22 protein-coding genes are annotated in these 24,895 nt (G+C 59.8%); 8 read left to right on the top strand and 14 right to left on the bottom strand.

Annotation, left to right across the window (positions count from 1 at the left end; all coding sequences use genetic code 11):
- Positions 1-37: 37 nt before the first annotated feature.
- Positions 38-691: a hypothetical protein gene (locus HMPREF3153_RS03160; RefSeq protein ID WP_070419986.1), complete on the top strand. Its 654-nt coding sequence runs from the start codon at positions 38-40 to the stop codon at positions 689-691.
- 6 nt (positions 692-697) lie between these two features.
- Here HMPREF3153_RS03160 and HMPREF3153_RS03155 read toward each other — a convergent pair whose 3' ends face one another.
- Both HMPREF3153_RS03155 and HMPREF3153_RS03150 read right to left on the bottom strand, forming a co-directional pair.
- Complete coding sequence (locus tag HMPREF3153_RS03155) at positions 698-1,243, bottom strand: gamma carbonic anhydrase family protein (RefSeq protein ID WP_070419985.1); 546 nt, start codon at positions 1,241-1,243, stop codon at positions 698-700.
- 2 nt (positions 1,244-1,245) lie between these two features.
- Entirely contained in the window at positions 1,246-1,638 is a 393-nt protein-coding gene (locus HMPREF3153_RS03150; protein ID WP_046646404.1) for a hypothetical protein, read from the bottom strand.
- 54 nt (positions 1,639-1,692) lie between these two features.
- On the opposite strand from HMPREF3153_RS03150, the gene HMPREF3153_RS03145 reads away from it, so the two are divergent.
- Both HMPREF3153_RS03145 and HMPREF3153_RS03140 read left to right on the top strand, forming a co-directional pair.
- The gene (locus HMPREF3153_RS03145; RefSeq protein WP_070420047.1) at positions 1,693-2,562 is read left to right on the top strand and encodes a patatin-like phospholipase family protein; all 870 of its coding nucleotides are present in this window, start codon (positions 1,693-1,695) and stop codon (positions 2,560-2,562) included.
- A gap of 114 nt (positions 2,563-2,676) precedes the next feature.
- Positions 2,677-3,678, top strand: coding sequence for an HNH endonuclease signature motif containing protein (locus tag HMPREF3153_RS03140; RefSeq protein ID WP_070419984.1), 1,002 nt, complete (start codon positions 2,677-2,679; stop codon positions 3,676-3,678).
- 169 nt (positions 3,679-3,847) lie between these two features.
- On the opposite strand, the gene HMPREF3153_RS03135 is transcribed toward HMPREF3153_RS03140, so the two are convergent.
- From HMPREF3153_RS03135 to pth (HMPREF3153_RS03125), 3 genes are read right to left on the bottom strand one after another with little or no spacing between them, the layout of a single operon-like run.
- Positions 3,848-5,491: a peptide chain release factor 3 gene (locus tag HMPREF3153_RS03135; RefSeq protein WP_070419983.1), complete on the bottom strand. Its 1,644-nt coding sequence runs from the start codon at positions 5,489-5,491 to the stop codon at positions 3,848-3,850.
- Between the two features lie 60 nt (positions 5,492-5,551).
- Positions 5,552-6,391, bottom strand: coding sequence for an SDR family NAD(P)-dependent oxidoreductase (locus HMPREF3153_RS03130; RefSeq protein ID WP_070419982.1), 840 nt, complete (start codon positions 6,389-6,391; stop codon positions 5,552-5,554).
- A gap of 39 nt (positions 6,392-6,430) precedes the next feature.
- Complete coding sequence (gene pth / locus HMPREF3153_RS03125) at positions 6,431-7,027, bottom strand: aminoacyl-tRNA hydrolase (protein WP_100618590.1); 597 nt, start codon at positions 7,025-7,027, stop codon at positions 6,431-6,433.
- A gap of 145 nt (positions 7,028-7,172) precedes the next feature.
- On the opposite strand from pth (HMPREF3153_RS03125), the gene HMPREF3153_RS03120 reads away from it, so the two are divergent.
- Both HMPREF3153_RS03120 and HMPREF3153_RS03115 read left to right on the top strand, forming a co-directional pair.
- Positions 7,173-8,165 (top strand): nitronate monooxygenase, encoded by a 993-nt coding sequence (locus HMPREF3153_RS03120; protein WP_070419981.1) that lies wholly within the window; start codon positions 7,173-7,175, stop codon positions 8,163-8,165.
- A gap of 60 nt (positions 8,166-8,225) precedes the next feature.
- Positions 8,226-9,680 carry a glyceraldehyde-3-phosphate dehydrogenase gene (locus HMPREF3153_RS03115; protein WP_070419980.1) on the top strand — a complete coding sequence of 485 codons (1,455 nt, stop codon included), beginning with the start codon at positions 8,226-8,228 and terminating at the stop codon, positions 9,678-9,680.
- Between the two features lie 67 nt (positions 9,681-9,747).
- Here HMPREF3153_RS03115 and ppk2 read toward each other — a convergent pair whose 3' ends face one another.
- The 8 genes from ppk2 to HMPREF3153_RS03080 form a co-directional block, all read right to left on the bottom strand.
- Positions 9,748-10,626 carry a polyphosphate kinase 2 gene (gene ppk2, locus HMPREF3153_RS03110; RefSeq protein ID WP_070419979.1) on the bottom strand — a complete coding sequence of 293 codons (879 nt, stop codon included), beginning with the start codon at positions 10,624-10,626 and terminating at the stop codon, positions 9,748-9,750.
- Between the two features lie 233 nt (positions 10,627-10,859).
- Positions 10,860-11,732 (bottom strand): fumarylacetoacetate hydrolase family protein, encoded by an 873-nt coding sequence (locus HMPREF3153_RS03105; protein WP_070419978.1) that lies wholly within the window; start codon positions 11,730-11,732, stop codon positions 10,860-10,862.
- Between the two features lie 17 nt (positions 11,733-11,749).
- Positions 11,750-12,298 (bottom strand): aminoacyl-tRNA hydrolase, encoded by a 549-nt coding sequence (gene pth, locus HMPREF3153_RS03100; RefSeq protein ID WP_070419977.1) that lies wholly within the window; start codon positions 12,296-12,298, stop codon positions 11,750-11,752.
- A gap of 109 nt (positions 12,299-12,407) precedes the next feature.
- Positions 12,408-13,043, bottom strand: a complete 636-nt coding sequence (locus tag HMPREF3153_RS03095) for a 50S ribosomal protein L25/general stress protein Ctc (protein ID WP_070419976.1) — start codon at positions 13,041-13,043, stop codon at positions 12,408-12,410.
- Positions 13,044-13,301: 258 nt separating this feature from the next.
- Positions 13,302-13,532: a DNA alkylation repair protein gene (locus HMPREF3153_RS13210; RefSeq protein ID WP_371440895.1), complete on the bottom strand. Its 231-nt coding sequence runs from the start codon at positions 13,530-13,532 to the stop codon at positions 13,302-13,304.
- A gap of 165 nt (positions 13,533-13,697) precedes the next feature.
- On the bottom strand, positions 13,698-14,672 hold the full coding sequence (locus HMPREF3153_RS03090) for a ribose-phosphate diphosphokinase (protein WP_070419975.1): 975 nt from the start codon (positions 14,670-14,672) through the stop codon (positions 13,698-13,700).
- A 15-nt stretch (positions 14,673-14,687) separates the two neighbouring features.
- Positions 14,688-16,133 carry a bifunctional UDP-N-acetylglucosamine diphosphorylase/glucosamine-1-phosphate N-acetyltransferase GlmU gene (glmU, locus tag HMPREF3153_RS03085; protein ID WP_046646392.1) on the bottom strand — a complete coding sequence of 482 codons (1,446 nt, stop codon included), beginning with the start codon at positions 16,131-16,133 and terminating at the stop codon, positions 14,688-14,690.
- Positions 16,134-16,235: 102 nt separating this feature from the next.
- A complete protein-coding gene (locus tag HMPREF3153_RS03080) occupies positions 16,236-17,459 on the bottom strand; it encodes an MFS transporter (RefSeq protein WP_070419974.1) in 1,224 nt (407 codons plus the stop codon).
- 79 nt (positions 17,460-17,538) lie between these two features.
- Here HMPREF3153_RS03080 and HMPREF3153_RS03075 point away from each other — a divergent pair, with 79 nt between their 5' ends.
- Positions 17,539-19,167, top strand: a complete 1,629-nt coding sequence (locus HMPREF3153_RS03075; RefSeq protein ID WP_070419973.1) for a multicopper oxidase family protein — start codon at positions 17,539-17,541, stop codon at positions 19,165-19,167.
- A gap of 36 nt (positions 19,168-19,203) precedes the next feature.
- Here the strand turns inward: HMPREF3153_RS03075 and HMPREF3153_RS03070 are convergent, their stop codons facing one another.
- Positions 19,204-19,542, bottom strand: coding sequence for a hypothetical protein (locus HMPREF3153_RS03070; RefSeq protein WP_070419972.1), 339 nt, complete (start codon positions 19,540-19,542; stop codon positions 19,204-19,206).
- Between the two features lie 799 nt (positions 19,543-20,341).
- On the opposite strand from HMPREF3153_RS03070, the gene HMPREF3153_RS03065 reads away from it, so the two are divergent.
- On the top strand, positions 20,342-20,950 hold the full coding sequence (locus tag HMPREF3153_RS03065; protein WP_065420416.1) for a TetR/AcrR family transcriptional regulator: 609 nt from the start codon (positions 20,342-20,344) through the stop codon (positions 20,948-20,950).
- 12 nt (positions 20,951-20,962) lie between these two features.
- Complete coding sequence (gene mfd / locus HMPREF3153_RS03060) at positions 20,963-24,613, top strand: transcription-repair coupling factor (protein WP_070420046.1); 3,651 nt, start codon at positions 20,963-20,965, stop codon at positions 24,611-24,613.
- The last annotated feature ends 282 nt before the right edge of the window (positions 24,614-24,895 follow it).

Genomic DNA, 24,895 nt, shown 5'->3' with positions numbered 1-24,895 from the left:
ATTTGGGGCCGCCGCCGCGCACTGTAGACTTGCGCGCATGCTCCACGCCGTCATCTATGCTTTCGGAGACTCCGTCAACGCGCTGCTCATCGGCATCCTCGTTGCCATCGGAATCATCCTGCCGCGCGGTAAATACCGCAAGGTGGCGCCGCTAATCGTGGCGGGGGATTGGCTCGGCGTGCTCGTGGCCTCCTTGGCCGTGCTCTTTATCTTCGTCGGAATCCGCGAACAGATCGTTGCCGCGCTGGAGTCGCCAATAACCGGCATCGTCCTCATCGCAGTAGGCGTGCTCATCGGTTTCGGCGCCTGGCGTTCCAAAGGCGAATCCAACCCGATGGTGGAAAAACTCCTCGTGCCGCTGCGCGAGCCCTCGCTCAAGACCGCAGCTATCGGTTTCGTCATGGGCGTGGTACAGTCGCTGACCTCCGTGCCCTTCTACGGCGGCCTTCTGCACCTCGCCGCCGGCGAGTTCTCCGACGCCACCCGCTACCTGGGCACTTTGTGGTACGCCACGCTGGCGCTCTCGCTGCCCACGCTGTGCGGATTCTTCATCGCCCTCGTGCGCGCGCAGCCGCACAGCGCCGCTGGCAAGCTTTTTACCGCAGCCCGCGAAAACTCCGCGCGCGTAGCCGAAATCAGCGGCTACCTCGTGGCAGTCTTCCTCGTCATCATGGGTGTGCTGAGTCTCTAGCGGCCCCTAGTCGTAGTAGACGTCCTCGAGGGAAACGGCGGCGTCGGAAAGCGCCTGTGCCGTGGATAGATCAACGTAGCGTCCGGCGTGAGGGATAAAGGAATGCGATTGCTCATCGCTGAGTTCGCGGCGAACCTTTGCCGGGATGCCGGCGGCGAGGGACTTCGCTGGGATCTCCTGTCCCTCCAGCACAACCGCGCCGGCAGCGATGAGTGAGCCCGGGCCCACTACCGAACGCGACAGCAGCGTGGCCTTCATTCCAACCAGCGTGCCAGCGCCCACGTGCGTGCCGTGCAGCATCGCCATGTGACCAACCGTAACGTCATCCTCCAAGACACACGCAACGTCGGCTTCCTCGTGGATGACGGAATTGTCCTGGATGTTGACGCGGGCGCCTAGGCGAATGGCGCCCACGTCCGCGCGCAGGACGCAGCCGTAGAAGACCGAGGAATCAGGGCCGATTTCGACGTCGCCAATGATGGTGGCGTTCGGAGCAATCCAGGCGCTGCGGTGAATGCGCGGGTACACACCGTTGAAAGGCAAGATGAGCATGATTAATTTTCCTCCACGACGATGGCAAGCACGTCAGTTAATTCGAATTCGCCGGGCCCGGTGATAGCGGCGGTGATTTGTTCGCGCAGCTCCGGATCCAGGGGGATGGCCCAGCCCTTGCGCGGATCGTGCACGGGCAGTTCGCGCTTTGCGGAAACCTTAAAATACACAGTGGCCTCCGCAGAACGCAGCGTTGCGGCCTCGCCCGACTCGGCGATTGTGCGTATGACCTCGGCGCCTACGGGGTCGGTGACCACGATGATGAGGGACTCGGCTGTGGATACGCTGAGCTTGGCGACGTCGACAAGCGGGGCGTTTCCATCCACCTGCGCCAGGCGTGGTGCGCTGGAGCCTAGCTTCGATGTGAGAGCGGAAAGCGCGTTGAAAAGACCCATGTGCAAAAGCATAGTTCTTCGGTGTTGCAGATGGACAAGCGTAAACTTGCGGCCATGATTGACGCCCTAGACACCGCGCTCGTCATCGAAGGTGGCGGCATGCGCAACTCCTACACCGCCCCTTGCATCGTCAAACTCATCCAGGAACAAGTGCAATTTGGCTGGGTTGGTGGTGTATCTGCAGGTGCTTCGCATACCGTGAATTACCTTTCCCAGGACGCCATCCGTGCCGAGGATTCCTTCGTGGATTTCGCCAACAACCCCAGCTTTGGCGGCGTGGGCTCGCTCATGCGCGGCCGCGGCTACTTCAACGCGGAATACATCTATGAGCGCTCTGCGGATAAGGACCTGCCGTTTAATTGGCAGGCGTACAAGGACAATCCTGCCATCATGAACCTGGCCGCCACCCGCGCGGATACGGGCGAGTCGGTGTACTGGTCTCAGAAGGATATTGAAAAACCGTCGGACTTGTTCGCGCGCGTGCGAGCGTCCTCGACGCTGCCGCTGATTATGCCGATGCGGGTTATCGACGGCGTGCCTTATGTGGACGGTGCGCTGGGTGAATCCGGCGGCATCACGATTGCGCAGGCAGAGCTCGCGGGTTTCAAGAAGTTCCTCTTCATCGGCTCTAAGCCTCGCGGCTACGTGCGGCCCAAGGCTGCGCGCCCGATGATGATTCGCCGCGTATTCCGGAAGAATCCAGCGGTGGCTGATGCCTTAATCACACGCCCGCCAAAGTACAACGCATCGAAGGACCGCTTGCTGGAGCTGGAGCGGGAGGGCCGGGCTTGTCTATTCTTCCCGGAGGATATGCAGGTTGCCTCGACTGAGCGCTCTGTGGCGAAGCTGCGCGCCAACTACGCGGCTGGGCGGGCCCAGACCTATGCGGAATGGCCAGGCTGGAAGGAGTTCTTGGAGGGCTAAAACGTCCACTTTTGTGGATAACAGGGGCAAGTTAGTTGACGCTACCAACGAGTTATCCACAGATTTGAAATTGCCTCTTGAGAGCGTTTGTGCTGCGCCCTTAGCGTGAGAGTCATGACGCTTCTTGCACAGTTTCTTCGCGCTCAGGCCCAAGGCACGGCACTGCTTGCCGACGCCGCCGGCTTATCCGAACGCGAACTCCTTGAGCTCGGCGCTAGCGAGGTGCAAGCGCGGAGTTTGCGGGAATTGGCGCAGGTGTACTTCGGGGAGACGAAGTTCAAGAAAATGCAGCGGCGAGCGCGCTCTTCGCGGCACGGCTTGGTCACGCTGCAGCTTATTGAGAAGTACGCCCGAATGCTGCGCAATCAACGTGACGCGTGGCGGTTGCGGGAGGAGCTGTGCACGATGACCGGCTCGGATTCAGCATTGAGGCGGCGGGCGCGAAAGTTGGTGAAGGAGTTGTCCAAGCCGCGCGCGCCGCGGGAAGGAATCCGCCTGACACGGCGCAGGGGTAAGCCGTGGACGTTGGCGCTTACTGGGCCTTCGGACATCATTGCGCAGTTGCATGCGGCGATTGATCCGCAGCGGCCGGTGGAATCGGTCCGGGAGGCCTTCTTCAACGGGGTGGCCGAGCCCATCGCTTCGACTAATGTGATTGTGACGCTGGATGAGCTCGACCAAATCGTGGACGGCGGCGGGGAAGAGATCACGCTGCGGCTGACCAATGGCGCAACGATTAGAGGCGCTGACCTGGTACATAAGACGCTAAGCGAGCGTGGTTACGTCACGCTTGTGCATCCGCATGAAGGGCCGGTGAATCTGTACCGGACTTCGCGCTTTGCCAACGAAAAGCAGCGCCTAATGGCGGCGGCGGAGAATCCTACCTGCCCGTGGGGAGACTGCAACTATCCGGCGGACCTTGCGCAGATTCATCACCTTGAGGCGTGGCGCAACGGCGGCGAAACGAATATGCGCAACCTTTCTACCTGCTGTCCCTATCACAACGGTGTCAACGACGACTCGCCGCCGGGTTCTGCGCCAGACATGTGCCCGAGCCGAGGGAGGTTGGCACGAATTCACGGAAAGGTGCGGTGGCTGCCGCCGTGGGCACAGTAGCCGCGCAAGATATCTGAACGGAGTAGGCCGAGGGATTTCTCGGCCCATTTGGTATGCCTTGTTTTAGATGCTTGCCACTGTGTTGCAGCCACGAGCACCACGCGGGGTTCAATCCCGCCGCCGCGCCGTGCTGGCCGCCGCTGCCCAAGACAAGTAATTCGGTGGGGGATTAGTCAGCGACGAGCGGTTCAATTGTTAGCTCTGGGTGTTCTTTCTCCACGAAGGCGAGCTTCCACTTGTCGCCGAAGAGAGCGATGAGTTCACCGTCGGTGCGGGTGAAAATTTCCACGCCACGCTGGCGGCCGAGCTCCGGCGCGGACTCGGCGTCGGTGCGGCGGGCGACGGAGTAGGGGATAGGCTCGGTGACGGTCTCGACGTTGTACTCGACCTCCATGCGGGCCTGCATGACCTCGAACTGCATGGGACCCACCGCAGCCATGACAGGCGCGGCGTCGCCACGGGTTTCGTTGCGCAGGATCTGGACGACGCCCTCGGCCGCCAGCTGGTCGAGTCCCTTACGGAACGCCTTGTAATCGCCCAAAGACTTCGCGCGCAAAATGCGGAAGGCCTCCGGGGCGAACTGCGGCATCGGCTTGAACTGGACCTTCTTGCCGGCGTAGATGGTGTCGCCAGGCGCCAAAGAACCAGCGTTGACCAAGCCAACAATGTCGCCAGGGAAGGCACTGTCCACTGTGTCGCGGGTGCGTCCGAAGACGGTCAGCGCGTACTTCGTGGAGAAGCTGCGGCCCGACTGGGCGTGGCTGACCTGCATGCCACGCTCGAACTCACCGGAGACCACGCGCATAAACGCGAGGTTATCGCGGTGCTTGCGGTCCATGCCTGCCTGCACCTTGAAGATGACACCTGAGAAGTCATCGGTGATCTCACGCGTCTCGTCGATTGCCGCCGCGCCGCCAGAGCCGGCTGCCTCGATGGCCTTCGGATCGGAATCGCGCGAACGCGGCGCTGGGGCGATGGCGCACAGAGTGTCCAGAATCTGGTGCACGCCAAAATTGAGCATCGCGGATGCGAAGATGAGCGGGGAAGTGACGCACTGCTCGAAGAGCTCTTGATCGTGCAGGGCGCCGTCGGCAGCCAGGAGCTCTGCCTCCTCGACAGCGGTCTCCCAGGCATCACCTTCCTTGGCTTCAGCGTCGCTCGGATCGTAATGCTCCTCAGGCGCGATCGTCGAGCCACCCGCAGTACGGATGAAGTGGATGTAGTTATCCGCCTCGCCGTCCTCATTGATGTGCGCCAAGCCGCGGAAGTCGCCAGCGATGCCTACCGGCCAGTACAGGGGAGTCGGCTGCAGCTGAATCTCGTTGAGGATTTCATCGACCAGCTCCAGCGGCTCGCGGCCCACGCGGTCCCACTTGTTGATAACCGTAATGATCGGCAATCCGCGGGCCTTGCACACGCGGAAGAGCTTGAGGGTTTGGGGCTCGAGGCCCTTGGCGGCGTCGATAAGCATGACCGCGGCATCCACGGCCGTGAGAACGCGGTAGGTATCCTCCGAGAAGTCCGCGTGACCTGGGGTGTCAACGAGGTTGATCATGAAGGGCTCGCCCTCATGGTTCTCCGGCGCGTACTCAAACTGCAGCGCGGAGGAAGCTACCGAAATACCGCGGTCCTTTTCCATCTCCATCCAGTCGGAGACAGTGGCCTTGCGGTTGCCCTTGCCGTGCACCGCACCGGCTTCATTAATAATGTGCGCGTGTAGCGCCAACGCCTCAGTCAATGTGGACTTACCGGCGTCCGGGTGGGCGATGACGGCAAACGTGCGGCGGCGGGTGGCTTCGGAGGCAATACTCATGCGGGCTAGTTTAGCTGCCCTTTGCGTCGGCCCCTGAATTGCGCCACCACAGACGCACGGCTAGTCCCAACTAACACCCAACTGCTCGCCCAAATCATCGAAGATGCGGCGGGCCACGGCCGGCTTCTTAGCCATCGGGCGCCGCAGACCCAGCTTGCGTTTGCTGTTGTAGTACTCGCCGGACTCGAAGTGAATCCCCGGCGTGCCGGTGAGGAAATACGCTAGATTGTCGCCGCCTTCCTCCGCGCTGCCAAAGCTCTTGGACAGTACGCCGGAGTAGAACTTCCGAGTCCGGCTATGGGAAGTGCGCGCAAAGTTGGTGGCTAGGACACCGGGGTGGAAGGCCACGGAGGTCATGTCGTGGTTGTGCAAGTAGCTGGTGAGCAGGATGTCCCCCAACTTCGCGTTGCCGTAGGCACGCTCGGCGGTGAATTTCTGGAAGGTATTTGGGTCACCTGGGTCGAAGGCAGACATCAAGAGATTAGCCACGGATGCAGTCTGCACGATGGTGGCGTCGGTCTTGCGGAGCTTGTCCCGCAGCAGTGAGGTCAACAAAAATGGAGCCACGACGTTGACCTGCCACGTGCGTTCGAAACCATCGGCGGTGGTGAAGGGGCCGTCAAAAATGCCCCCGGCGTTGTTACCCAGTGCGTGAATTTCATCAAGCTCGCCGAGCTCGTCCGCCAAACGTCGCACCTGCCCGAGGGATTCAAAATCCGCTACGTGGTAGCTCGCGCCCACGCTTTCGGCTACCGCGCGAGTTTTGTCCGGATTACGCCCTACCAGAACCAATGTGTCTTGTGGGCGCTTCGCACGCAAGGTACGCGTGGCTGCGGCACCTATGCCGTCGGAAGCGCCAGTAATGACTATTGTTTGCGATTCGTGTGGGGCGTGGCTCATGAAAATTTAGTTTAGGCGTAAACAGGTCCGCGTGGTGGGTTACTTGCGGGAATGAATCTCATTCTGTGCGCTTTGGATCCCAGAACTTACGATGAGGCGCACGGCGTCGGCAGCCGTCTCGATCGCGGCGTCGAAACCTGCGTCCGCGTCGACCGGGCCCAAAACGTAATTAGGAATCGAAGAACCCTTGGGCGGGCGGCCAATGCCGATGCGCACACGAGGATAGTCGCGAGTGCCCAGCCGCTCCGTCAGCGATTTCAGCCCGTTGTGGCCGTTTTCATTACCTCCAACCTTGATTCGAATCTTGTTCGGCGGCAGATCCAGCTCGTCATGGATAACGAGGACCCGCTCAGCCGGAATGCCCAACTGCTGCGCCAAGGGAGCAATAGGATCGCCGGACAAGTTCATAAACGTCGCCGAGCGCACCACAAGAACCGGCGTGTCTGCAACATTCAACGGTGCAGCGGTGAGGGAGTGGCCGGCCACCGGCTGCAAGAGTTCCCCGGATTCCGCCAGCAAATCGTCGACGGCCATGTATCCCACGTTATGGCGGGTGGCTGCGTACTTGGCGCCCGGATTGCCTAAGCCCACCACGAGCCATTCGGCGTCGAGGTCTGCAGCCTCGAGAGCCGCCATTGACGACGCCTCCGTTTCCTTAACGGAGGACCCGAAAAGCCGCGACACGAGCCGCGCGAAGAAGCTGCCCGCGGAAGAGTCAGCAGAAGATGAAGCAGAAGCAGTCATGTGCCCTCACAATTGGTCGAGTTCTAAGGTGGACGCTATGAGCGCCATTCTAAAAAGCCTAAAAATCAGAGTACTTCCCGCCCCCATGGCGGGTGGCCCCACCACGCCTGACAGCGTCATTGCTGCAGAGCACAACGGCTCCTTTGGTGCGTTGGCGCTGGGGACGGCGTCGTTAAGCGCTGCTCAAGAGCAGATCGAGGCGTGCCGGGGACACCGCTTCGGCGTTAACCTTTTTCACGCGCAGGAACCGCTAAGCCCAGCCAATATGGAGGCGGTGAGTGCTATGGCACAGGAGCTGGGCGTTTCGGTGCCGGAGGCGGACCTGGAATTCGGCTGGACGGAGAAACTGAACATGGCGCTCGACGCGGGCGCTGCGGTGCTGTGGTCGATGTTCGGGACGTTTACGGAGGAGGAAATCACGCGCATTCACGCCGCTGGGCTAGAGGCGTGGACCACGGTGACCTCCCCGGCCGAGGCAGTGGAGGCGGCGCGCCGCGGCGTCGACGCGCTGTGTGTGCAGGGGCCCGAGGCAGGCGGCCATCGCGGCGTGTGGGATGCGGAAGCCGAACCTGATTGGCGGCCGCTGGAGGAGCTCGTGTTCGCTGTGCACGCCGCGCTTGGCGACGCCCCCATTCCTCTCATCGCCGCCGGTGGCATGCGCAGCTCCGCGGATGTCGAACGAGCGTTGGCCTGGCCGGGGGTGGTTGCGGTGAGCTGTGGCTCGGCCTTCCTTTTGGCGTCGGAAGTAGGTACTTCGCCGGTTAACCGTGAGCTTCTTGCGTGTGGCGGGAGGAGCGTTTCTACGCGTGCCTTTTCCGGGCGTTATGCGCGTGGATTGGAAACGGAATTTACGCGAAGCAACCCGCAGCTTTCTCCGCTTTACCCCTATCTCAATCAGATGCTGAAGCCGCGGCGTGCCCAAAAGGACCCGGCGGTGGGCTATTGCCTCGTGGGAGAAGAGGTTGAGAAAATCAACGGGGGTAGTGTGGCGGAGATCCTGCACCATCTATGCCCAAACGGGCACTCATAACAGTTAATATTTACGGTTGAATGTTGGTTTACCCCCATGACGAGTAAAGGAAAAGAACACGTGACTGCGAACGCACAGGTTGGACACGCTGACTGGAACGAACGTCTCGAGCTTGCTCAGGAGATGATTCCGCTCATCCACCAACTGCACCGCACCAACAATGTCGTGACCACCATCTACGGTCGCGTCTTGAGCGGCGTGACGGACATCGACATCATGAAGGCTCACCGCTACGCTCGCCGTATCGCGAACCGCGAATTGTCTACCGCAGAGACCCTTCCCATCCTGAAGGAACTGTGCGACATGAACCTCGGCACTGCCTCCATCGACTTGGGCCGCCTGGCATCTGGCTACGCTGAGTCCAACTCCGCCAGTCTGCGCAACTACCTCGAGCAGGAGCTCGTTGACCTGGTTGGCGCTGCCGTGGACAAGGAGTGCACCGACGTTGTGCTTTATGGCTTCGGCCGCATCGGCCGTCTGCTGGCCCGCATCTTGATCGCTCGTGAGGCTGCTTACGGTGGTGTTCGCCTGCGCGCAATTGTGGTCCGCAAGAAGGGCGACGGCGACATCTTCAAGCGCGCCTCTCTGCTGCGCCGTGACTCCGTCCACGGTGCTTTCAACGGCACCATCGGTGTGGACGAGGAGAATGAGGTCATCTGGGCAAACGGCACCAAGATTCAGATGATCTACGCCAACGACCCAACCGACATCGATTACACCTCCTACGGCATCGACAACGCCGTCCTCGTGGACAACACTGGCGTATGGCGCGACCGCAAGGGCCTGGAGCAGCACCTGGAATCCAAGGGTATCTCCCGCGTCCTGCTGACCGCACCGGGCAAGGGTGACCTGAAGAACATCGTCTACGGCATCAACCACGACACCATCGAGGACTCCGACAAGATCATCTCGGCTGCATCCTGCACCACCAACGGCATCACTCCTGTTCTCAAGGTCATCAACGACCGTTACGGCGTTGTCCACGGTCATGTGGAGACCGCGCACTCTTTCACCAACGACCAGAACCTGATCGATAACTTCCACAAGGGCGATCGCCGCGGCCGTGCAGCTGGCCTCAACATGGTTCTGACGGAGACCGGCGCTGCAAAGGCCGTGTCCAAGGCCGTTCCGGAGTTCGAGGGCAAGCTGACCGGTAACGCTATTCGCGTTCCTACCCCGGACGTGTCCATGGCTGTGCTGAACCTGGAGCTGGAGAAGGAAGTTGAGCGCGACGAGGTCAACGACTTCCTGCGTAACGTTTCCCTGCACTCCGACCTGCGCCAGCAGATTTCCTACATTGCTTCCCCAGAGGTTGTTTCCTCTGACTTCGTGGGATCCACCCACGCAGGCATTGTGGACGGTTTGGCAACCATCGCTTCCGGTAAGCACCTGGTTCTCTACGTGTGGTACGACAACGAGTTCGGCTACTCCAACCAGGTCATCCGCATCGTTGAGGAGATCGCAGGCGCTCGCCCACGCGTGTTCCCAACCCGCGTTGATGCAACTGAGCTCTAAAACTTAAAGTGCCGCTGGTTCCCCTTCTCTGTAAGGGAGACCAGCGGCCTTTTAGTTGCGGTGGGTGCTACTTTTTCTTTTTCTTCTTCTTTCCATCGGACTTCTTGGCGGCGGCCACCTTGCTGCGCTCAAGGTTCGAGGCCACGTCTGGGACGTAGGCAAACTCGTCGCGTGGCGGGCGCTCGTACTCCTCGCCGGAAGACTCAGGGCGCTCCGGAATTTCTGGGACGTCTTGCTCGACGTGCTGATAAGGAACCATCTTCAAGATGTGATTGATGACGTTGATGCGCGAGCGCTTTTTGTCCTCAGATTCGACCGTGTACCACGGTGCGTTCGGGGTATCGGTATGCACAAACATCTCGTCCTTAGCGCGGGAGTAGTCTTCCCAACGGGTGATGGATTGAAGATCCATAGGGGAGAGCTTCCAGCGGCGAAGCGGATCGTTGCGGCGAGACTTGAAGCGTGCGATCTGCTCTTCATCAGATACGGAGAACCAGTACTTCAGCAGGATGATGCCGTCTTCGACGAGCATGTTCTCCAGCTGCGGGGCCTGGTGTAGGAAGCGAACGTACTCCTGCTGGGAGCAAAAGCCCATGACACGCTCGACGCCGGCGCGGTTGTACCAGGAGCGGTCAAAGATGACGATCTCGCCCTCGGTAGGAAGCTTTTCGATGTAGCGCTGGAAGTACCACTGGCCAGCCTCACGGTCGGTGGGCTTGGGCAGTGCTTCGATTCGGCAGGTGCGAGGGTTCAGGTACTGGGTGATGCGCTTGATTGCAGAGCCCTTACCTGCGGCGTCGCGGCCTTCCATGATGATGACAACACGGGCGCCGGTCTCGACTACCCACTGCTGCATCTCCACGAGTTCTGCTTGCAGGCGCTTGAGCTCTTCCTCGTACGCTGCCTTATCGAGCTTTGCGGGGGACTTTTTCTTATCTTTGCTCATTCTATTAATTTTAGCCTCTAGCTGCAGAAATGTTTAATGGTTTGGATAGAAACTCACCCCGCATTGCGCTGAGTCGGCCTCTGCGGCCGCGATGCGCGGTGGAAAGCCTGAGCACCGTTAACAGAGCATGCCGCGCGTCGCTGACTCAGTCCAAGGTAGTCGTGTGCGGGTCACGCAAACAGTATTAGTTTTAACAGGTATGGCTATGGGAAGGGGATTTGAAAGGAAGTTACCTAGCTACCTTGGCAGGTGCATTCCGCGCCGCAGCCGACCGGGGGCTCACCAAAATGCGTGGTGTTGGAAATCTCTCCCAAGCCGTCGATAGCAATCCGTACATTTTGCCCATCCTGGATAAAAGCTTGCGGGTCGCGCGCAAAGCCCACGCCTTCTGGGGTGCCAGTCGCAATCACATCGCCGGGATTGAGCGGGTAGAGCTTCGAACAAAAAGCGAGGAGCTCAGCCACAGAGAAAATGAGGTCATCGGTGTCGTCGTCCTGGCGGATATCCCCATCGACGGTGGTCTTCACAGCTGCATGCCCACCTGGTGCCCACTCATCAGCGGTGGTTAGCCACGGCCCGAAACCAGCGGTGCGGTAGAAGGACTTACCGGCGTGGAACTGAGTGGTACGACGCTGGTAGTCGCGTAGCGTGTAGTCATTCATGATGGCATAACCAGCGGCGTAGTTGAGCGCCTCTTCAACCGGTACGTTGTGCGCACGAGTACCAACGACCACGGCTAACTCGCCCTCATAATCGAGCTGCTTGGTGCCCCATTCAGGAATGTAAATATCATCGAAAGGCCCGGTGAGGGCTTCCGGGAACTTGATGAACAGAGTCGGCTGCGTGGGCAGTTCGCGGCCCATTTCCCGCGCGTGCTTAGCGTAATTAACACCAACGCAGATGATTTTTCCAGGGGAGGGGATAACTGGCGCGAGGTCCTCATTGCGAAAGACAATGGGTTCGCCAGACAATTGTGCCGACTTCTGCCAATCTTCGGAGCGCAACAGCTCGCCGACGTCCTCGAAATCGAGCCCCACGCCGACGCCTGGGCCGTCGACGCGAATGGCTGTTGTTCCGTATTGGGTGCGGAGCGTGGCAAGTCTCATGGCGGACAGTTTACGCGTTAAGGAAGACGAGTTTCCTGAACTACCCGAATAATTTCGTCGGCTGCGTCGGCACAAATAATGGGGATTTCCGCCTTTTCCTGCTTCGACCAAGGCTTGAGCACAAAGCTCGCGGGGTCCATACGTCCCGGTGGGCGCCCAATACCGACCGAGAGGCGCTGGTAGTCCTTGGTTCCCAAGGATTTGGTGGTGGAGCGTAGACCGTTATGTCCATGATCGCCGCCGCCGAAGCGGTGCTTGACGACGCCGAAATCAAGCTCCAGCTCATCGTGTACCACGATGAGCTGAGCAGGGTTGATTGAAAAGTACTGCAGAAGGGCCTTGATTGGTCCCCCGGATAGGTTCATGAAGCTTCGCGGCTTGGCCAAAACGAGTTTGGCGGAACCGAGGCGGGTCTCAGCGAGCTCAGTGTTGGATTTCTTGTGCACTGAGAAGTTTGTGTAGTTCTGGCCCACGATCTCATCGACCACGTCAAAGCCGATGTTGTGGCGTGTTCCTGCGTATTTGGGGCCTGGATTGCCAAGGCCAACAATGAGAAAACTATTCACTGCGCTATTGTCTCATGCTGCGAGGGATCTTGACCCCGAGAAGGACATAGTAAAACGGCGAAACGCCCGAGCTAGACGTAAATCTAGCGCGGGCGCAGAGAAGAGTGATTTACTCTTCAGTCTCTTCGGCGGACTCAGCGCCAGCCTCAGCGCCGCCTTCCTCAGCAGCCTCAGCAGCTTCCTCGAGCTCTTCGTCAACCTCAGGCAGGGAGATGGAAGCGATGATGGTCTCTGCATCTGCAACCAGGGTGGTGTCTTCTGGCAGGGTGATGTCGCCAGCGGTGATGACAGCGCCGTCCTCGAGGCCTTCGATGGAAACGGAGATCTCCTCTGGGATGTTCAGAACGTCTGCCTCAACGAGGAGGACGTCAGCATCCTGGATGAACATGAGGCCCGGTGCCGGCTCGCCCTCGAGGGTAACCGGAACCTCAACCTCAACCTTCTCGCCACGCTTAATGGAGAGGAGGTCGATGTGGTCGATGTCCAGGGTCAGAACGTTCTGGTCAACGTGCTTGACCATGACGAGGTGCTGCTCGCCCTCGAGCTCGAGCTCGAAAACAGCGTTGACGCCGTGTGCGCGAACCAGTGCGGTCAGCTCGATGCGGTCAACAGCGAAGTGCAGAACGTCAACGGCGTGACCGTAGACAACGCCTGGGACCTTGCCAGCAACGCGCAGGCGGCGAGCGAAGCCCTTGCCGAACTCGTTACGTACTTCTGCCTTCAATACCGGGCGGGTGTTTGCCATAGTAAAACTCCTAGTGTCAAAGATTGGTGCGGCGAGACTTTAGCGAGTTCGAAAACGGCGAAAGCCTGCCGATGGTCGTCTTGGTCGAGTCATCGCAGGCTTAAAACGTGTGAAATAACTTCTAATCGCGTCGATAACGGCTTTCCGATTCCGGGCAGCCCTCGCCGAGACAGCGAGAATCCTAACACGCAGCGCCGAGAGCAGGCAAGTTACTTCTGCTCTTCTTCGCCAACTACAGAACTATCGAAATTGAGTTGCTTAGCGGTGGTGTTTCAATGCTTCTCTGCGCGTGAGGTTTGCGACGTCATGCGAGCCTAGGAAGCCCAAAACCCAGGTGGGATTGGTGCGATAGAGATCGCGCAACGCCCAGCCGATGGCTATGCTAATGAAGAATTCATTGCCAAAGCGGGTTCCTGGGAGGTTTTCTTTGATGGCATCCGCCAGTAGTTGCAGATCGGTAGCCTCACGTTTGCCGAGCTGACTGATAATCGCGGCGCGGCGTCGTTGCGCAAAGGCTCCAAAACCGCGCGCACTTCGCAGAAGGCCTCTGAGAGATTATCGGTCAAGGTCATCTATTTCTGTTTTTTGGGGGGGAATGGAAAGACCGCCCAGCTGTGTGCTGGACGGTCCTTTTACGTGCTGCTTATTAAGCGCTTAGTTCGACTCGAAGAGCGTGGTTACGGAGCCGTTTTCGAAGATCTCGTTGATGGTACGAGCCAGCAACGGGGCAATCGAAAGAACAGTCAGGTTGGACCAGCCCTCAGTGGACTGCGGAAGGGTGTCAGTGGTGATGACTTCCTCAGCACCACACTCGGACAGACGCTCGCGAGCCGGGTCGGAGAAGACGCCGTGGGTACAAGCGATAACGACGGACTTCGCGCCAGCTTCCTTAAGGACACGAACAGCGCCGGCGATGGTTCCGCCGGTATCGATCATGTCGTCGAGCAGGATGCAGTCCTTGCCCTCGACCTCGCCGACAACGCGGTTAGATACGGTCTCGTTAGCAACCTCAGTGGAACGGGTCTTGTGAACGAAGGACAGTGGGGCGTCGCCAAGCTCATGTGCCCACTTCTCAGCCACCTTGACGCGGCCAGCATCCGGGGAAACCACAGCGAGGTTATCCAGGGAGTACTTGGACTTGATGTAGTCCACGAGGATCGGCATTGCGTGCATGTGATCAACGGGGCCGTCGAAGAAGCCCTGAATCTGGTCGGTGTGCAGATCCACGGAAACGATGCGGTCCGCGCCAGCAGCCTGCAGCAGGTCAGCAACGAGGCGAGCGGAAATCGGCTCGCGGCCACGGTGCTTCTTATCCTGGCGTGCGTATGGGTAGAACGGCAGGATGGCGGTGATGCGCTTTGCGGAACCACGCTTGAGCGCATCGATCATGATGAGCTGCTCCACCAGCCACTTGTTCAGCGGCTGGGTGTGGGACTGCATCACGAAGCAGTCTGCACCACGCACGGATTCCTCGAAGCGGATGAAGATTTCACCGTTAGCGAAGTCGCGAGCAGTGGTTGGAACGAGGTCCGTCTTCAGTTCCTTGGCCACAGCCTCAGCCAGTTCTGGGTGTGCACGCCCAGAAAAGAGCTTCATGTTCTTGCTGCTGCCGGTTACCTTGCCTGTCATGGGCGGTAATTCCCCTTACTTGTTGTTGTCCTGTGCGCGGGCGGCAGCCTCAGCTGCCGGAGTTCCCGGACGCTTCTTTTGAACCCAGCCTTCGATGTTGCGCTGCTTGCCACCGGAGACCACGAGTGCTCCCGGAGGAACATCTTCCTTGATAACTGTACCCGCACCCGAGTACGCGCCATCACCGACATTGACTGGTGCGATAAACATCGTGTCAGATCCGGTGCGCACGTGGCTGCCGATTACGGTGTGATGCTTGTTAACACCGTCGTAGTTGACGAATACGGAGGAAGCGCCGATGTTGGATTCCTCGCCCACGGTGGCGTCGCCGATGTAGGTCAAGTGCGGAACCTTGGAACCGCGTCCAATCTGGGCATTCTTTGCCTCGACGAAGCCGCCGAGCTTGCCGTTTTCACCGACCTCGGTCTTCGGGCGGATGAAGGTGAACGGGCCGACATTGGCGTTAGCGCCAATCACAGACTCGGAACCGTGGGTGCGGATGACCTTGGCGCCCTCGCCGATGGTCATGTCGGTCAGGGTGGTGTCAGGGCCGATCTCGGCGTTGTCCGCGATGGAAGTCTTTCCCCACAATTGGGTGCCCGGATGGATGAGAACGTCGGAGCCGATGGTGACGTCCACGCCGATCCAGGTGGTTTCCGGATCCACGATGGTGGCGCCACCGCGCATTGCGGCTTCCACGGTGCGGCGGTTGAGCTCGCGGCCTGCGGCGGCCAGCTGCACACGGTCGTTAACACCGCCGAGCTCACCTGGGTCGCTGGCGATGTGCGCGCCGACGTTGTGACCGGCGGTGCGGGCGATTTCCAGAACATCGGTGATGTAGAGCTCGCCCTGGGCGTTGTTGGAATCCAGCTTGGTCAGGGCGTCGCGCAAAATAGCGCCGTCGAAAGCGAAAACGCCGGAGTTGACCTCATCGATGCTCAGTTGCTCGGGCGCAGCGTCCTTTTGCTCGACGATGGCCTTGACGGAACCGTCCGTGTCACGCACGATGCGGCCGTAACCGGTTGGGTCATCCAGCTGCATCGACAGAACGGTGACTGCGTTACCGGCGGCCACGTGGGCGTCGTAAAGCCCGCGGATGGTTTCCGGACGCAGCAGCGGAACGTCGCCGTTGGTGACGATGACGGTGCCGGTGAAGTCGGGGAGTGGGGCAAGGCCGCACTGTACCGCGTGGCCTGTGCCGTTCTGCTCCTCTTGAACGGCCTGTGCGACCTCGCGGCCGAGCTCTGCAGCAATAGCCTCGACGGCAGGGGAGACCTGGTCGCGCTGGTGACCGACCACAGCAACGAGGTGCTTGGGGTTAAGACCAGCTGCAGCGTGTAATGCGTGGCCGATGAGTGGGCGCCCTCCGATTTCGTGCAGTGTCTTTTGCTTGGCGGACTTCATGCGGGTGCCAGCGCCTGCCGCTAAAACAACAATGGCGCAGTCAGTTGTATCTGCCACGAGTTTCTTCGTTCTCCTGTGGTTGGGTCTTAGGGGAGTATTGCCTCACATCTTAACGCCGGGGTGCGCACTGGGGGCAAGCGGCGGCAAGAACGCCGTCTCTTATTCCGAGACCTCATGCAACATGCGGGCTCGCCAGGCACCTACAAAACCCAACGCCGCGAGGAAGAGCAACGCGGCAGTTGGGCCGGCCAGTGAAATCACCGCCGAGATTCCGCCCACCATGAGCAAGATGGCGCCCATCATGGTGTTAGCGGCGCCCACATAAAAGGTGCGCTTGTCACCGCCAGCCATGTCCACGATGTAGGTCTTGCGGGCCACGCGAATTGCCGTGTGTGCCAGATTGACGAGGAAGAATCCCAACGGCAGCGCCCACGCAGTTACCCAGTGAGGGGCCCACTGCGCGCAGGCAACGACTGCCAGCAACGTCACTGATGCGGCGGCAGAGGCCCATGCCATGACCAGCCGGGAAGAGCGATCGGACCAGATGCCGGAAATCTTGCCGCCGACCAGGCTGGCCAGGCTGGAAGCGAGCACGAACCCACCTAGACCGCTGAACGCAGTAGTGCCGGCTTGGTGAGACAGCGTGACAATGAACGTCGTGGACAATGCCGTCACGAGGAGAAGCGCACGCACGTTGACGAAGCGGCGGAAATCCGCATCCTCGGTATAGAGTCCCCACGTGTCGCGCCACCAATGCGACTTGCTGGGGTCTTGGGCATTGTCTGGAACCGGCTCATCGATGGCGTGGAAGACCGCCGCGGCGATGAACCAGCTGGCCGCGCCGCATCCCAGGACCGCGGCTAGCCCGAGCGGTGGAAGTTGGCCGAGGGCCGCGAGCACCAAACCGATAAGCAACGTCACCGCGCCCGTGGCTTGGGCAGCAAGGCCGGTGACCTCACCGCGGCTGCCCTTTGAGATGGTGCGTCCCTGAACGTCCTTGCCGGTGAGCGAACACAAAGCGCGAAAGACGGAAAGCACTGCCAATGCGGCAATGGTGACAACACCGAGAAGCCATCCGTGGAACACTGCTGCAGCGACGGCAACAACGACGGCACAGCAGCCCTGGATGAGCGAGCCCCAGACCCACAGCTTCTTGCGCGCTGGCCGGGAGGTTACCCAGGGGCTGAGTGCGGCCTGCGGCAGCATCGATCCAGACTCGCGGATAGGGACGAGGAGCGCGGTGAAGAAGTGAGGGACTCCGACCTGTGCGAAAAGCCAGGGGAGAACCGTCTTGCCGGACACCAGTTGGTCGCCGATTCCTTGCAGCGCATTGGACCACGCGAAAAGGCGGGCGGGACGAGTTTCATTGTCTGGAATTGACATGGTTTAAAGCGTATGTGATTCAGGACCGCTTTAGCCTAATCCGGCGCGGTGGCGTCGCTATTTTAATAATCTGGGGTACATGGCTTTTTCGCGTCGAGTGTTTTTCAAAGGCGGATTGCTCGTTACTACGGCAGTGGTCGCGGGGTCTGCGCTGGCAGCTTGTTCTTCGAATAAGGATCAGCCTGCGCCGGTGGGTTACGACTCCGAACCGCGCCCGCTTCCCATCCCGCCGGTATTGAAAGGTGAGATGGAAGGCGATACCCGAGTATTCAAGCTCACCGCCCAAGACGGATACTCCGAGGTCATTCCGGGCAACAAGAACACCCGCACCTGGGGCTTTAACGGCCCGTTCCTTGGCCCGACGCTGCGCGCGCACAAGGGCGACAAGGTTCGCGCGGAAATCACCAACAACCTAGTGGAAATGACCACAGTGCACTGGCACGGAATGAAGCTTCCGGCCTATTCCGATGGTGGACCACACTCGCCGATTGAGGTAGGCAAGACCTGGAAGCCACAGTGGGAGATCGTGCAGCCAGCGGCTACCGTTTGGTACCACCCACACCCGCATATGGCCACGGCAACCCATGCCTACCGCGGACTTGCTGGCATGTTTATCTTGGACGACGACGTATCGGATAAGCTCGACATTCCTTCTGAGTACGGCGTGGATGACATTCCGGTGGTCATTATGGATGCGAAGTTCACTGAGGACGGCCAGTTCGATCACCAGGTTGACGGCACGCTCGGTCTCATGGGCACTACTCCTGTGGTTAACGGCATCACGAATGCTTCTTTCGCCGCGACCACGCGCCGGGTTCGCCTGCGCTTGCTCAACGGCGCTTCGATGCGTTTCTACACGCTGGCCCTGGATAATGGGACGCCGTTTAACGTCATCGCTACTGACTCCGGGCTTCTCGACGCCCCCGTCGAGGTCGACGAGCTGCTCATCGGACCAGGCGAGCGCATCGAGGTCCTCGTGGACTTGGAGCCCGGCAAGGACGTGGTGTTGCAGTCGGTGCCGCGCAAGGACAACTTCAGCATCCCCGAAGATGAGTACTCCGCGGACTTTGGCTTCAAGGACAGCTTTGACATCCTGCATATCACCGCGCCGGGGGAGGATGCGCCTGCAGCGCCAGCTCTGCCGCAAACCTTGGACCCCGCGGCTGCCGACGTCCCATCGGCCGAGGGGCTGACTGAGCGCGAGTTCGTGCTCAATACCTTCATGATTAACGGTGAGACCATGGACATGGCCCGCGTGGACACCGTGATCGAGGAAGACAAGCCTGAGGTATGGACTGTGACCAACGAAAATAGCGATTGGCCGCACAACTTCCACATCCACAATTCGCGTTTCAAGGTCTTGTCTTATGACTATGGCGATGGCAAAGACATCGCGGTTCCGACGATGGGCTGGAAGGACATCGTCAATCTTCCGCCCAAGGCAACCGCCAAGCTGCTCGTGGAGTTGGGCTACTTCCCGGATAAGACCATTCCGTACATGTACCACTGCCACATGCTCCTGCACGAGGACAAGGGCATGATGGGTCAGATGGTTGTGGTGAACAAGGGCGAAAAACCTGACGTTCGCGTCAAGCCGGCGGCGCTTGTATTCGAGAAGGCTGCTGGGGCGTCACATAGCGTACATGCTGGGCAAGTAGTGGATTCATCCCGTAGCCCGTACGCGACGCCGAGCGCGGAGGCTTCCTAGCGCTTAAGTGTCCTTTATTGTGGCCGTGCAGATGATTTAGTCAGGCTCCAAGATGCTGAAGAAGAAAACTTCCGGAAAGTCCGTCATTACGGCAAAGAAGATTTCGAGCAGTCGTTCACCGAGGTGATCAAGGTAGTCTTCAGTGAGCGCTTGCCCGTCTGTCGGCCGCAGCTCGATGCGCACCTGACAATTGCTCTTTTGCCACTGGCCACTTGAATCCTCTGGTGGTATTTCAAAATCTTCTTGCGGATCCATATCTAGAACTACGGATATCACAGTGGCTGCGGTGAGCTGATCCTGCAGGTGACTTTCCAGGCAGAGCAACAGGCGCTCGGCATCCGTGGCCGTGGCGTGCAGGTAAAGAGTTTCCAGCATGTTTTCCCTATTTAGCGTTAGCGGTCAACTACAGGTTCGGGGCTGTCGCGCAAGAGAGTTTAGTATCTGTTTCAAAACTAGGCTTGGTACGATGTGTAATATTTGAAGTTTTCGAGGCGAAAATAACAGACAATTTCAGAGCGCACTCTCGTCTAAGCTCTAATTCCTTTAACTCATCAAGAGTTTAAGCAGTACTACCCAGATCCTGATGTAGCTGAGTCGCTAAAGGCTAAAGCTCCCGAGGTTTATGAAACTTGGATTGCGACGACTCAGGACTCGATTGAGACGGAGAACTATGCCCGCAGAAAAACGGTTGATGGTTCATTTAAACCTTGCTAGGAGAGGTCAGCTAATCGGCGCTTTCAGCGTAGTTGCAGTGCTGCTCCTGGGTGGTTGGTGCGCGTATTTGGACAAAACGTGGATTGCTGGATTCCTTGTAGGAATCGATGTTGTTGCTTTGACTGCGGTATTTGTGCCAGTTAAGGAGAAATCTACAAAGAGCAACGGCTCAACCTAGAAAGACGGGAAATCCTTCAAGATTTCGTCCGCATGCCCTTTTGCTACTTAGGCCTTGGGCCTTATTATCGAAGCTAGAATCCCCCACCGACCAGCATTTTTAATGGTCGGCGAGGGCCGGAAGAAGCTTCCCCACCAGGACTCGAACCTAGAATGACGGTACCAAAAACCGTAGTGTTGCCGATTACACCATGGGGAATAACCGCGCGCTCAAGGCGTGCGTTGCTAATAGTACCTGACGCACATGCCTTAATTACAAATGCCACCCACTAAGCTTGATCGCATGGTTCGACAGAGGATGACTGGACGCGAACGTCGCGAGCAATTGATCGTGATTGGCCGAGCGGCTTTTGCCGAGCTGGGCTTCGACGGCGCCAGTGTGGAGGAGATTGCGGCGCGAGCTGGCGTTTCCAAGCCCGTGGTCTATGAGCACTTCGGAGGGAAAGAAGGCCTCTATGCGGTCATCGTGGACCGTGAGATGCTCGCGCTGGAGGAGGTGATTACGCATTCGCTTAGCGACGGCACCTGGCGCGAGCGCATCGAGAAAGCCACTGTTGCACTTTTAAACTACGTGGAGCAAGAAACCGATGGATTCTTAATCCTCGTGCGTGACTCCAAGCCCGGCGACGAACGCTCCTATTCCACTTTGCTTAATTCCTCCGTGGGGCAGGTTTCCTATATCCTAGGCTCCGCCTTCGAGCGCCGCGGCCTCGACGCGAAACTGGCAGGACTTTATGCCCAAGCGCTAGTCGGCATGGTCTCGATGACCGCCCAATGGTGGCTGGATACCCGCCAGCCGGCAAAGGAAGTGGTGGCTGCGCACATCGTAAACTTGTGCTGGAATGGGCTGTCTGGAATGGAAGCTAAGCCAAAATTGAGAGGAACTAACTAAGTGGCAACGCCGATGCTCGCCGGACTACTCAAGGTCGCGGCTTCCGACCCGAAACTCAAAGGGCTTGCCACCCAGGTAGGCGAGCCACACCTGCACATCACCGGCATCGACCAAGCGCGCCCGTGGGCTATCGGCACGCTGGCGAATCAGGCGCCCGTGCTTGTCGTCACCGCCACCGGCCGTGAGGCCGAGGACCTCACCGCGGAGCTAACCGCGATGATGGGGGACAAGGTTGCCCAGTTCCCGGCGTGGGAAACCCTTCCGCACGAACGCCTTTCGCCCGGCGCGGATATCGTGGGCCGCCGCGCGCAGGTGCTGCACCGCATTGCAGAAGGCAAGCTGCGCGTCGTCGTCACGGCAGCGCGTGGATATAGCCAACCGATCTTGAAAAACGTGGAAGGTCGCAGTCCGATCAGCCTGGCCGAGGACATGGAAATCGAGCTCGAGGCCATCGTCTCCCAGCTGGAGTTTCGTGACTATAAGCACGTGGACATGGTGGCCAAGCGCGGCGAGTATGCCGTCCGCGGCGGCATCTTGGATGTCTTTCCCACGACGCTCGATTACCCGGTGCGTGTGGAGTTCTGGGGCGATGAAATTACCGATATCAGGCAGTTTTCCGTCGCCGACCAGCGCGCGATTCCAGAGATTGAGGTCGGCGCGGTGGACATCTTCCCGGCGCGTGAGCTTCCGATTACTGACGACGTCGCCAAGCGTGCCCAAGACCTTGCCCTCCAGCACCCGGGCAATGCTGCCCTCGTGGAGCTTTTGACCAAGGTAGGTGAGCATATTCCGGCCGACGGCATGGAGGCGCTGCTTGCGGTGCTTAGCGACGCCCCGCTGGTCACCCTTCCCGAATTCATGCCGGAGGGTACCCACGTGCTGCTGGTCGCGCCGGAAAAGATTCGCACCCGTATTGCGGATCTAGAGTCCACGGACGCGGAATTCTTGGCTGCCGGTTGGGAAGCCGCTGCCATGGGCGCCGACGGTCCGCTGTCCGCTGAAGGCCTGGATACTGAGGCCGCTAGCTACCGTTCCTACGAGTCTTTGGAAGCAACGTGCGCTAACGCGAATTTGCCGCTGTGGACCTTTGCTCCTCCTGGAATGTTCATGGCGGATGAGGCGCAGACCCTGCCGCTCGAGTATGAACCGGGCCCGACGCCACGTGGTGACGTCAAGGAGATCGACGCCATGATGGCGCAGCTGCTCGCGCATACCCGCGATGGCGGGCGTGCGGCGTTTATCGCGCCGGCTCAGGGTGCTATCAAGCGCATGGTGGAACGCTTTGCCGAGAAGGGGATTCGCACCAAGGTCGCAACGCCCGGCTGGGAACCGACCCCGGGTGAGGTCACGCTATACCAGGCGCTCTCGCATGCGGGCCTGGTGTTCCCCAAGGCACGCAGCCAGGGTGGCGCCACCAAGGAGGCCCTGCCGCTGGTTGTGGTGACGGAGACGGACCTGACGGGTAACCGCGTGGGCGACATTGCCGGCGCTAAGCGACGCCCCGCCAAGCGCCGCAACCGCGTCGATCCGCTCGCATTGAAGCAGGGCGATCACGTGGTGCATGAGACCCACGGCATCGGCCGCTTCCTGAAGATGGCTGAGCGCACGATCCAGTCTGGTGACGAGACCTCGCGCCGCGAGTACATCGTCTTGGAATACGCGGCGTCGAAGCGCGGCCAGCCGGCCGATCAGCTCTGGGTGCCGATGGACTCGCTGGACCTGTTGTCGAAGTACACCGGCGGCGAGAAGCCGACGCTGTCCAAGATGGGCGGCTCGGACTGGAAGAACACCAAGAAGAAGGCGCGTGCCGCTGTCCGCGAGATCGCGGGCGAGTTGGTGGAACTTTATGCCAAGCGTCAGGCTTCGCCGGGCCACCAGTTTGCGCCGGATACACCGTGGCAGGCGGAGATGGAAGACAACTTCCCGTACGTCGAGACTGAGGACCAAATGCTGGCCATCGACGCGGTCAAAGAGGACATGGAGTCCACCGTTCCCATGGACCGGGTGGTCGTGGGCGACGTGGGCTACGGCAAGACCGAGGTAGCGGTGCGCGCAGCCTTCAAGGCAGTGCAGGACGGAATGCAGGTGGCGGTTCTCGTACCTACCACTCTGCTTGCGCAGCAGCATGCGGATACCTTCCGCGAACGCATGACGGGTTTCCCGGTCAATATCCAGGTGCTGTCCCGCTTTACGTCGACGAAGGATGCCAAGGAGATTGTCTCCGGCCTAGCAGACGGTTCTGTCGATATCGTTATCGGAACGCATCGCCTGCTGCAAACAGGTGTGCATTGGAAGAACCTGGGCCTTATTGTGGTTGACGAGGAGCAACGCTTCGGCGTCGAGCACAAGGAACACATCAAGGCGCTTAAGGCTTCGGTGGACGTGCTGACGATGTCGGCGACGCCAATTCCGCGCACCCTCGAGATGTCCATGGCGGGTATCCGCGAAATGTCTACTATTCTGACCCCGCCGGAGGACCGCCATCCGGTCCTGACTTATGTGGGTGCCTACGAGGACAAGCAGATTGCCGCGGCCATTCGTCGCGAGCTGTTGCGTGATGGCCAGACTTTCTTCATCCACAACAAGGTCTCTGATATTGAGAAGAAGGCGCGCGAGCTCCGCGAACTCGTGCCAGAGGCCCGCATCGTGGTTGCGCACGGCCAGATGAACGAGGAAGCCCTCGAACAGACCGTGCAGGGTTTCTGGGATCGCGAGTACGACGTCCTGGTTTGTACCACCATCGTGGAGACAGGCTTGGATATCGCGAATGCCAATACGCTCATCGTGGAGAACGCCCACCACATGGGCTTGTCCCAGTTGCATCAGCTGCGCGGGCGCGTGGGTCGTTCCCGTGAGCGCGGCTATGCCTACTTCCTGTACCCGAAGGGCGCCACGCTGACGGAGACTTCCTACGACCGCCTGGCCACCATTGCGCAGAACAATGATCTGGGCGCCGGCATGGCCGTGGCGATGAAGGACTTGGAGATGCGTGGTGCCGGTAACGTGCTGGGTGCCCAGCAGTCCGGTCACATTGCAGGCGTGGGCTTCGACCTGTACGTGCGGTTGGTGGGCGAGGCGGTTGAGACCTTCAAGGCCTTGGCACGTGGCGAGGTTCCCAAGGCCACTGACGACGGCCCGAAGGAGATCCGCATCGACTTGCCAGTCGACGCCCACATCCCTGAGGATTACATTAACTCTGAGCGTTTGCGCTTGGAGGTCTACCGTAAGTTGGCGGCGTCCAAAGACAATGCGGACCTGCAGCTGGCAGTGGAGGAGATGGAGGATCGCTACGGCCCGCTGCCGCAGCCGGTTACTCGTTTGCTTGCGGTAGCACGCTTGCGCCACCAGGCCCGCCGCGCCGGCGTCTCGGACATCACGGTCCAAGGCACGCGCATCAAGGTCCACCCAGTGGAGCTGCCAGACTCCAAGCAGGTTCGTCTCAAGCGCCTGTTCCCCGGCTCGAACTACCGCGCCGCAGCTAAGGCTATTCAGCTGGGGTTCCCCAAGGCGGGCCGCAACGTCACGGACCCGAAGCTACGCGACGTCGAGCTGCTGCAGTGGGTCGCGGACTTCCTGTCGCAGATGTTCGACATCGATCAGGCGGACGTCACCGGCGGCAAGACCCCGCGGAAGATGGGCAACGTTATTTCCGTGAGCGAGTAGCGCTTTCTAGAAGTTGCGCAGGAACGACAGCGTGCTCAGTGCAAAGAGTATCGCCGGGCCCGCAAACAGCGGTCCAAGCCCGGCCTCGCTGGCCGCGGCGAAGAGCGAATCCATAAAGCTATCCTTTCAGTCCGCCGATTGATAGTGGGCCTTCAAGCTAACAGAGGCCACCGGCACGCTCGCGCCGAAATGCGCGGACCTGCACGTTTATTCCCCCGTTACCCCTGTTCGAATACCCCTGTTCGACTAATACATTGGACAATCGGTTGCAGGCTTTCCGAT

The organism is Corynebacterium sp. HMSC06C06 (assembly GCF_001807295.1).
In the GTDB taxonomy this organism is placed as follows: Bacteria; Actinomycetota; Actinomycetes; order Mycobacteriales; family Mycobacteriaceae; genus Corynebacterium; species Corynebacterium striatum.
The sequence above is the reverse complement of the archived record's forward strand: the minus strand, read 5'-3'. Positions and strand labels throughout refer to the sequence as shown.

Bases quoted from the DNA above. Each gene is read 5' to 3' on its own strand.
- HMPREF3153_RS03135 (WP_070419983.1), bottom strand. From the start codon at position 5,491: ATGAGTATTGCCTCCGAAGCCACCCGCCGCCGCACGTTTGCCGTCATC.
- HMPREF3153_RS03065 (WP_065420416.1), top strand. From the start codon at position 20,342: ATGGTTCGACAGAGGATGACTGGACGCGAACGTCGCGAGCAATTGATC.
- HMPREF3153_RS03150 (WP_046646404.1), bottom strand. From the start codon at position 1,638: ATGGGTCTTTTCAACGCGCTTTCCGCTCTCACATCGAAGCTAGGCTCC.
- ppk2 (WP_070419979.1), bottom strand. From the start codon at position 10,626: ATGAGCAAAGATAAGAAAAAGTCCCCCGCAAAGCTCGATAAGGCAGCG.
- HMPREF3153_RS03120 (WP_070419981.1), top strand. From the start codon at position 7,173: ATGAGCGCCATTCTAAAAAGCCTAAAAATCAGAGTACTTCCCGCCCCC.
- HMPREF3153_RS03095 (WP_070419976.1), bottom strand. From the start codon at position 13,043: ATGGCAAACACCCGCCCGGTATTGAAGGCAGAAGTACGTAACGAGTTC.
- HMPREF3153_RS03105 (WP_070419978.1), bottom strand. From the start codon at position 11,732: ATGAGACTTGCCACGCTCCGCACCCAATACGGAACAACAGCCATTCGC.
- HMPREF3153_RS03155 (WP_070419985.1), bottom strand. From the start codon at position 1,243: ATGCTCATCTTGCCTTTCAACGGTGTGTACCCGCGCATTCACCGCAGC.
- HMPREF3153_RS03075 (WP_070419973.1), top strand. From the start codon at position 17,539: ATGGCTTTTTCGCGTCGAGTGTTTTTCAAAGGCGGATTGCTCGTTACT.
- HMPREF3153_RS03090 (WP_070419975.1), bottom strand. From the start codon at position 14,672: ATGACAGGCAAGGTAACCGGCAGCAGCAAGAACATGAAGCTCTTTTCT.
- HMPREF3153_RS03080 (WP_070419974.1), bottom strand. From the start codon at position 17,459: ATGTCAATTCCAGACAATGAAACTCGTCCCGCCCGCCTTTTCGCGTGG.
- HMPREF3153_RS03160 (WP_070419986.1), top strand. From the start codon at position 38: ATGCTCCACGCCGTCATCTATGCTTTCGGAGACTCCGTCAACGCGCTG.
- HMPREF3153_RS03140 (WP_070419984.1), top strand. From the start codon at position 2,677: ATGACGCTTCTTGCACAGTTTCTTCGCGCTCAGGCCCAAGGCACGGCA.
- pth (WP_100618590.1), bottom strand. From the start codon at position 7,027: ATGGCGGCTCTCGAGGCTGCAGACCTCGACGCCGAATGGCTCGTGGTG.
- HMPREF3153_RS03145 (WP_070420047.1), top strand. From the start codon at position 1,693: ATGATTGACGCCCTAGACACCGCGCTCGTCATCGAAGGTGGCGGCATG.
- HMPREF3153_RS03070 (WP_070419972.1), bottom strand. From the start codon at position 19,542: ATGCTGGAAACTCTTTACCTGCACGCCACGGCCACGGATGCCGAGCGC.
- HMPREF3153_RS03130 (WP_070419982.1), bottom strand. From the start codon at position 6,391: ATGAGCCACGCCCCACACGAATCGCAAACAATAGTCATTACTGGCGCT.
- mfd (WP_070420046.1), top strand. From the start codon at position 20,963: ATGCTCGCCGGACTACTCAAGGTCGCGGCTTCCGACCCGAAACTCAAA.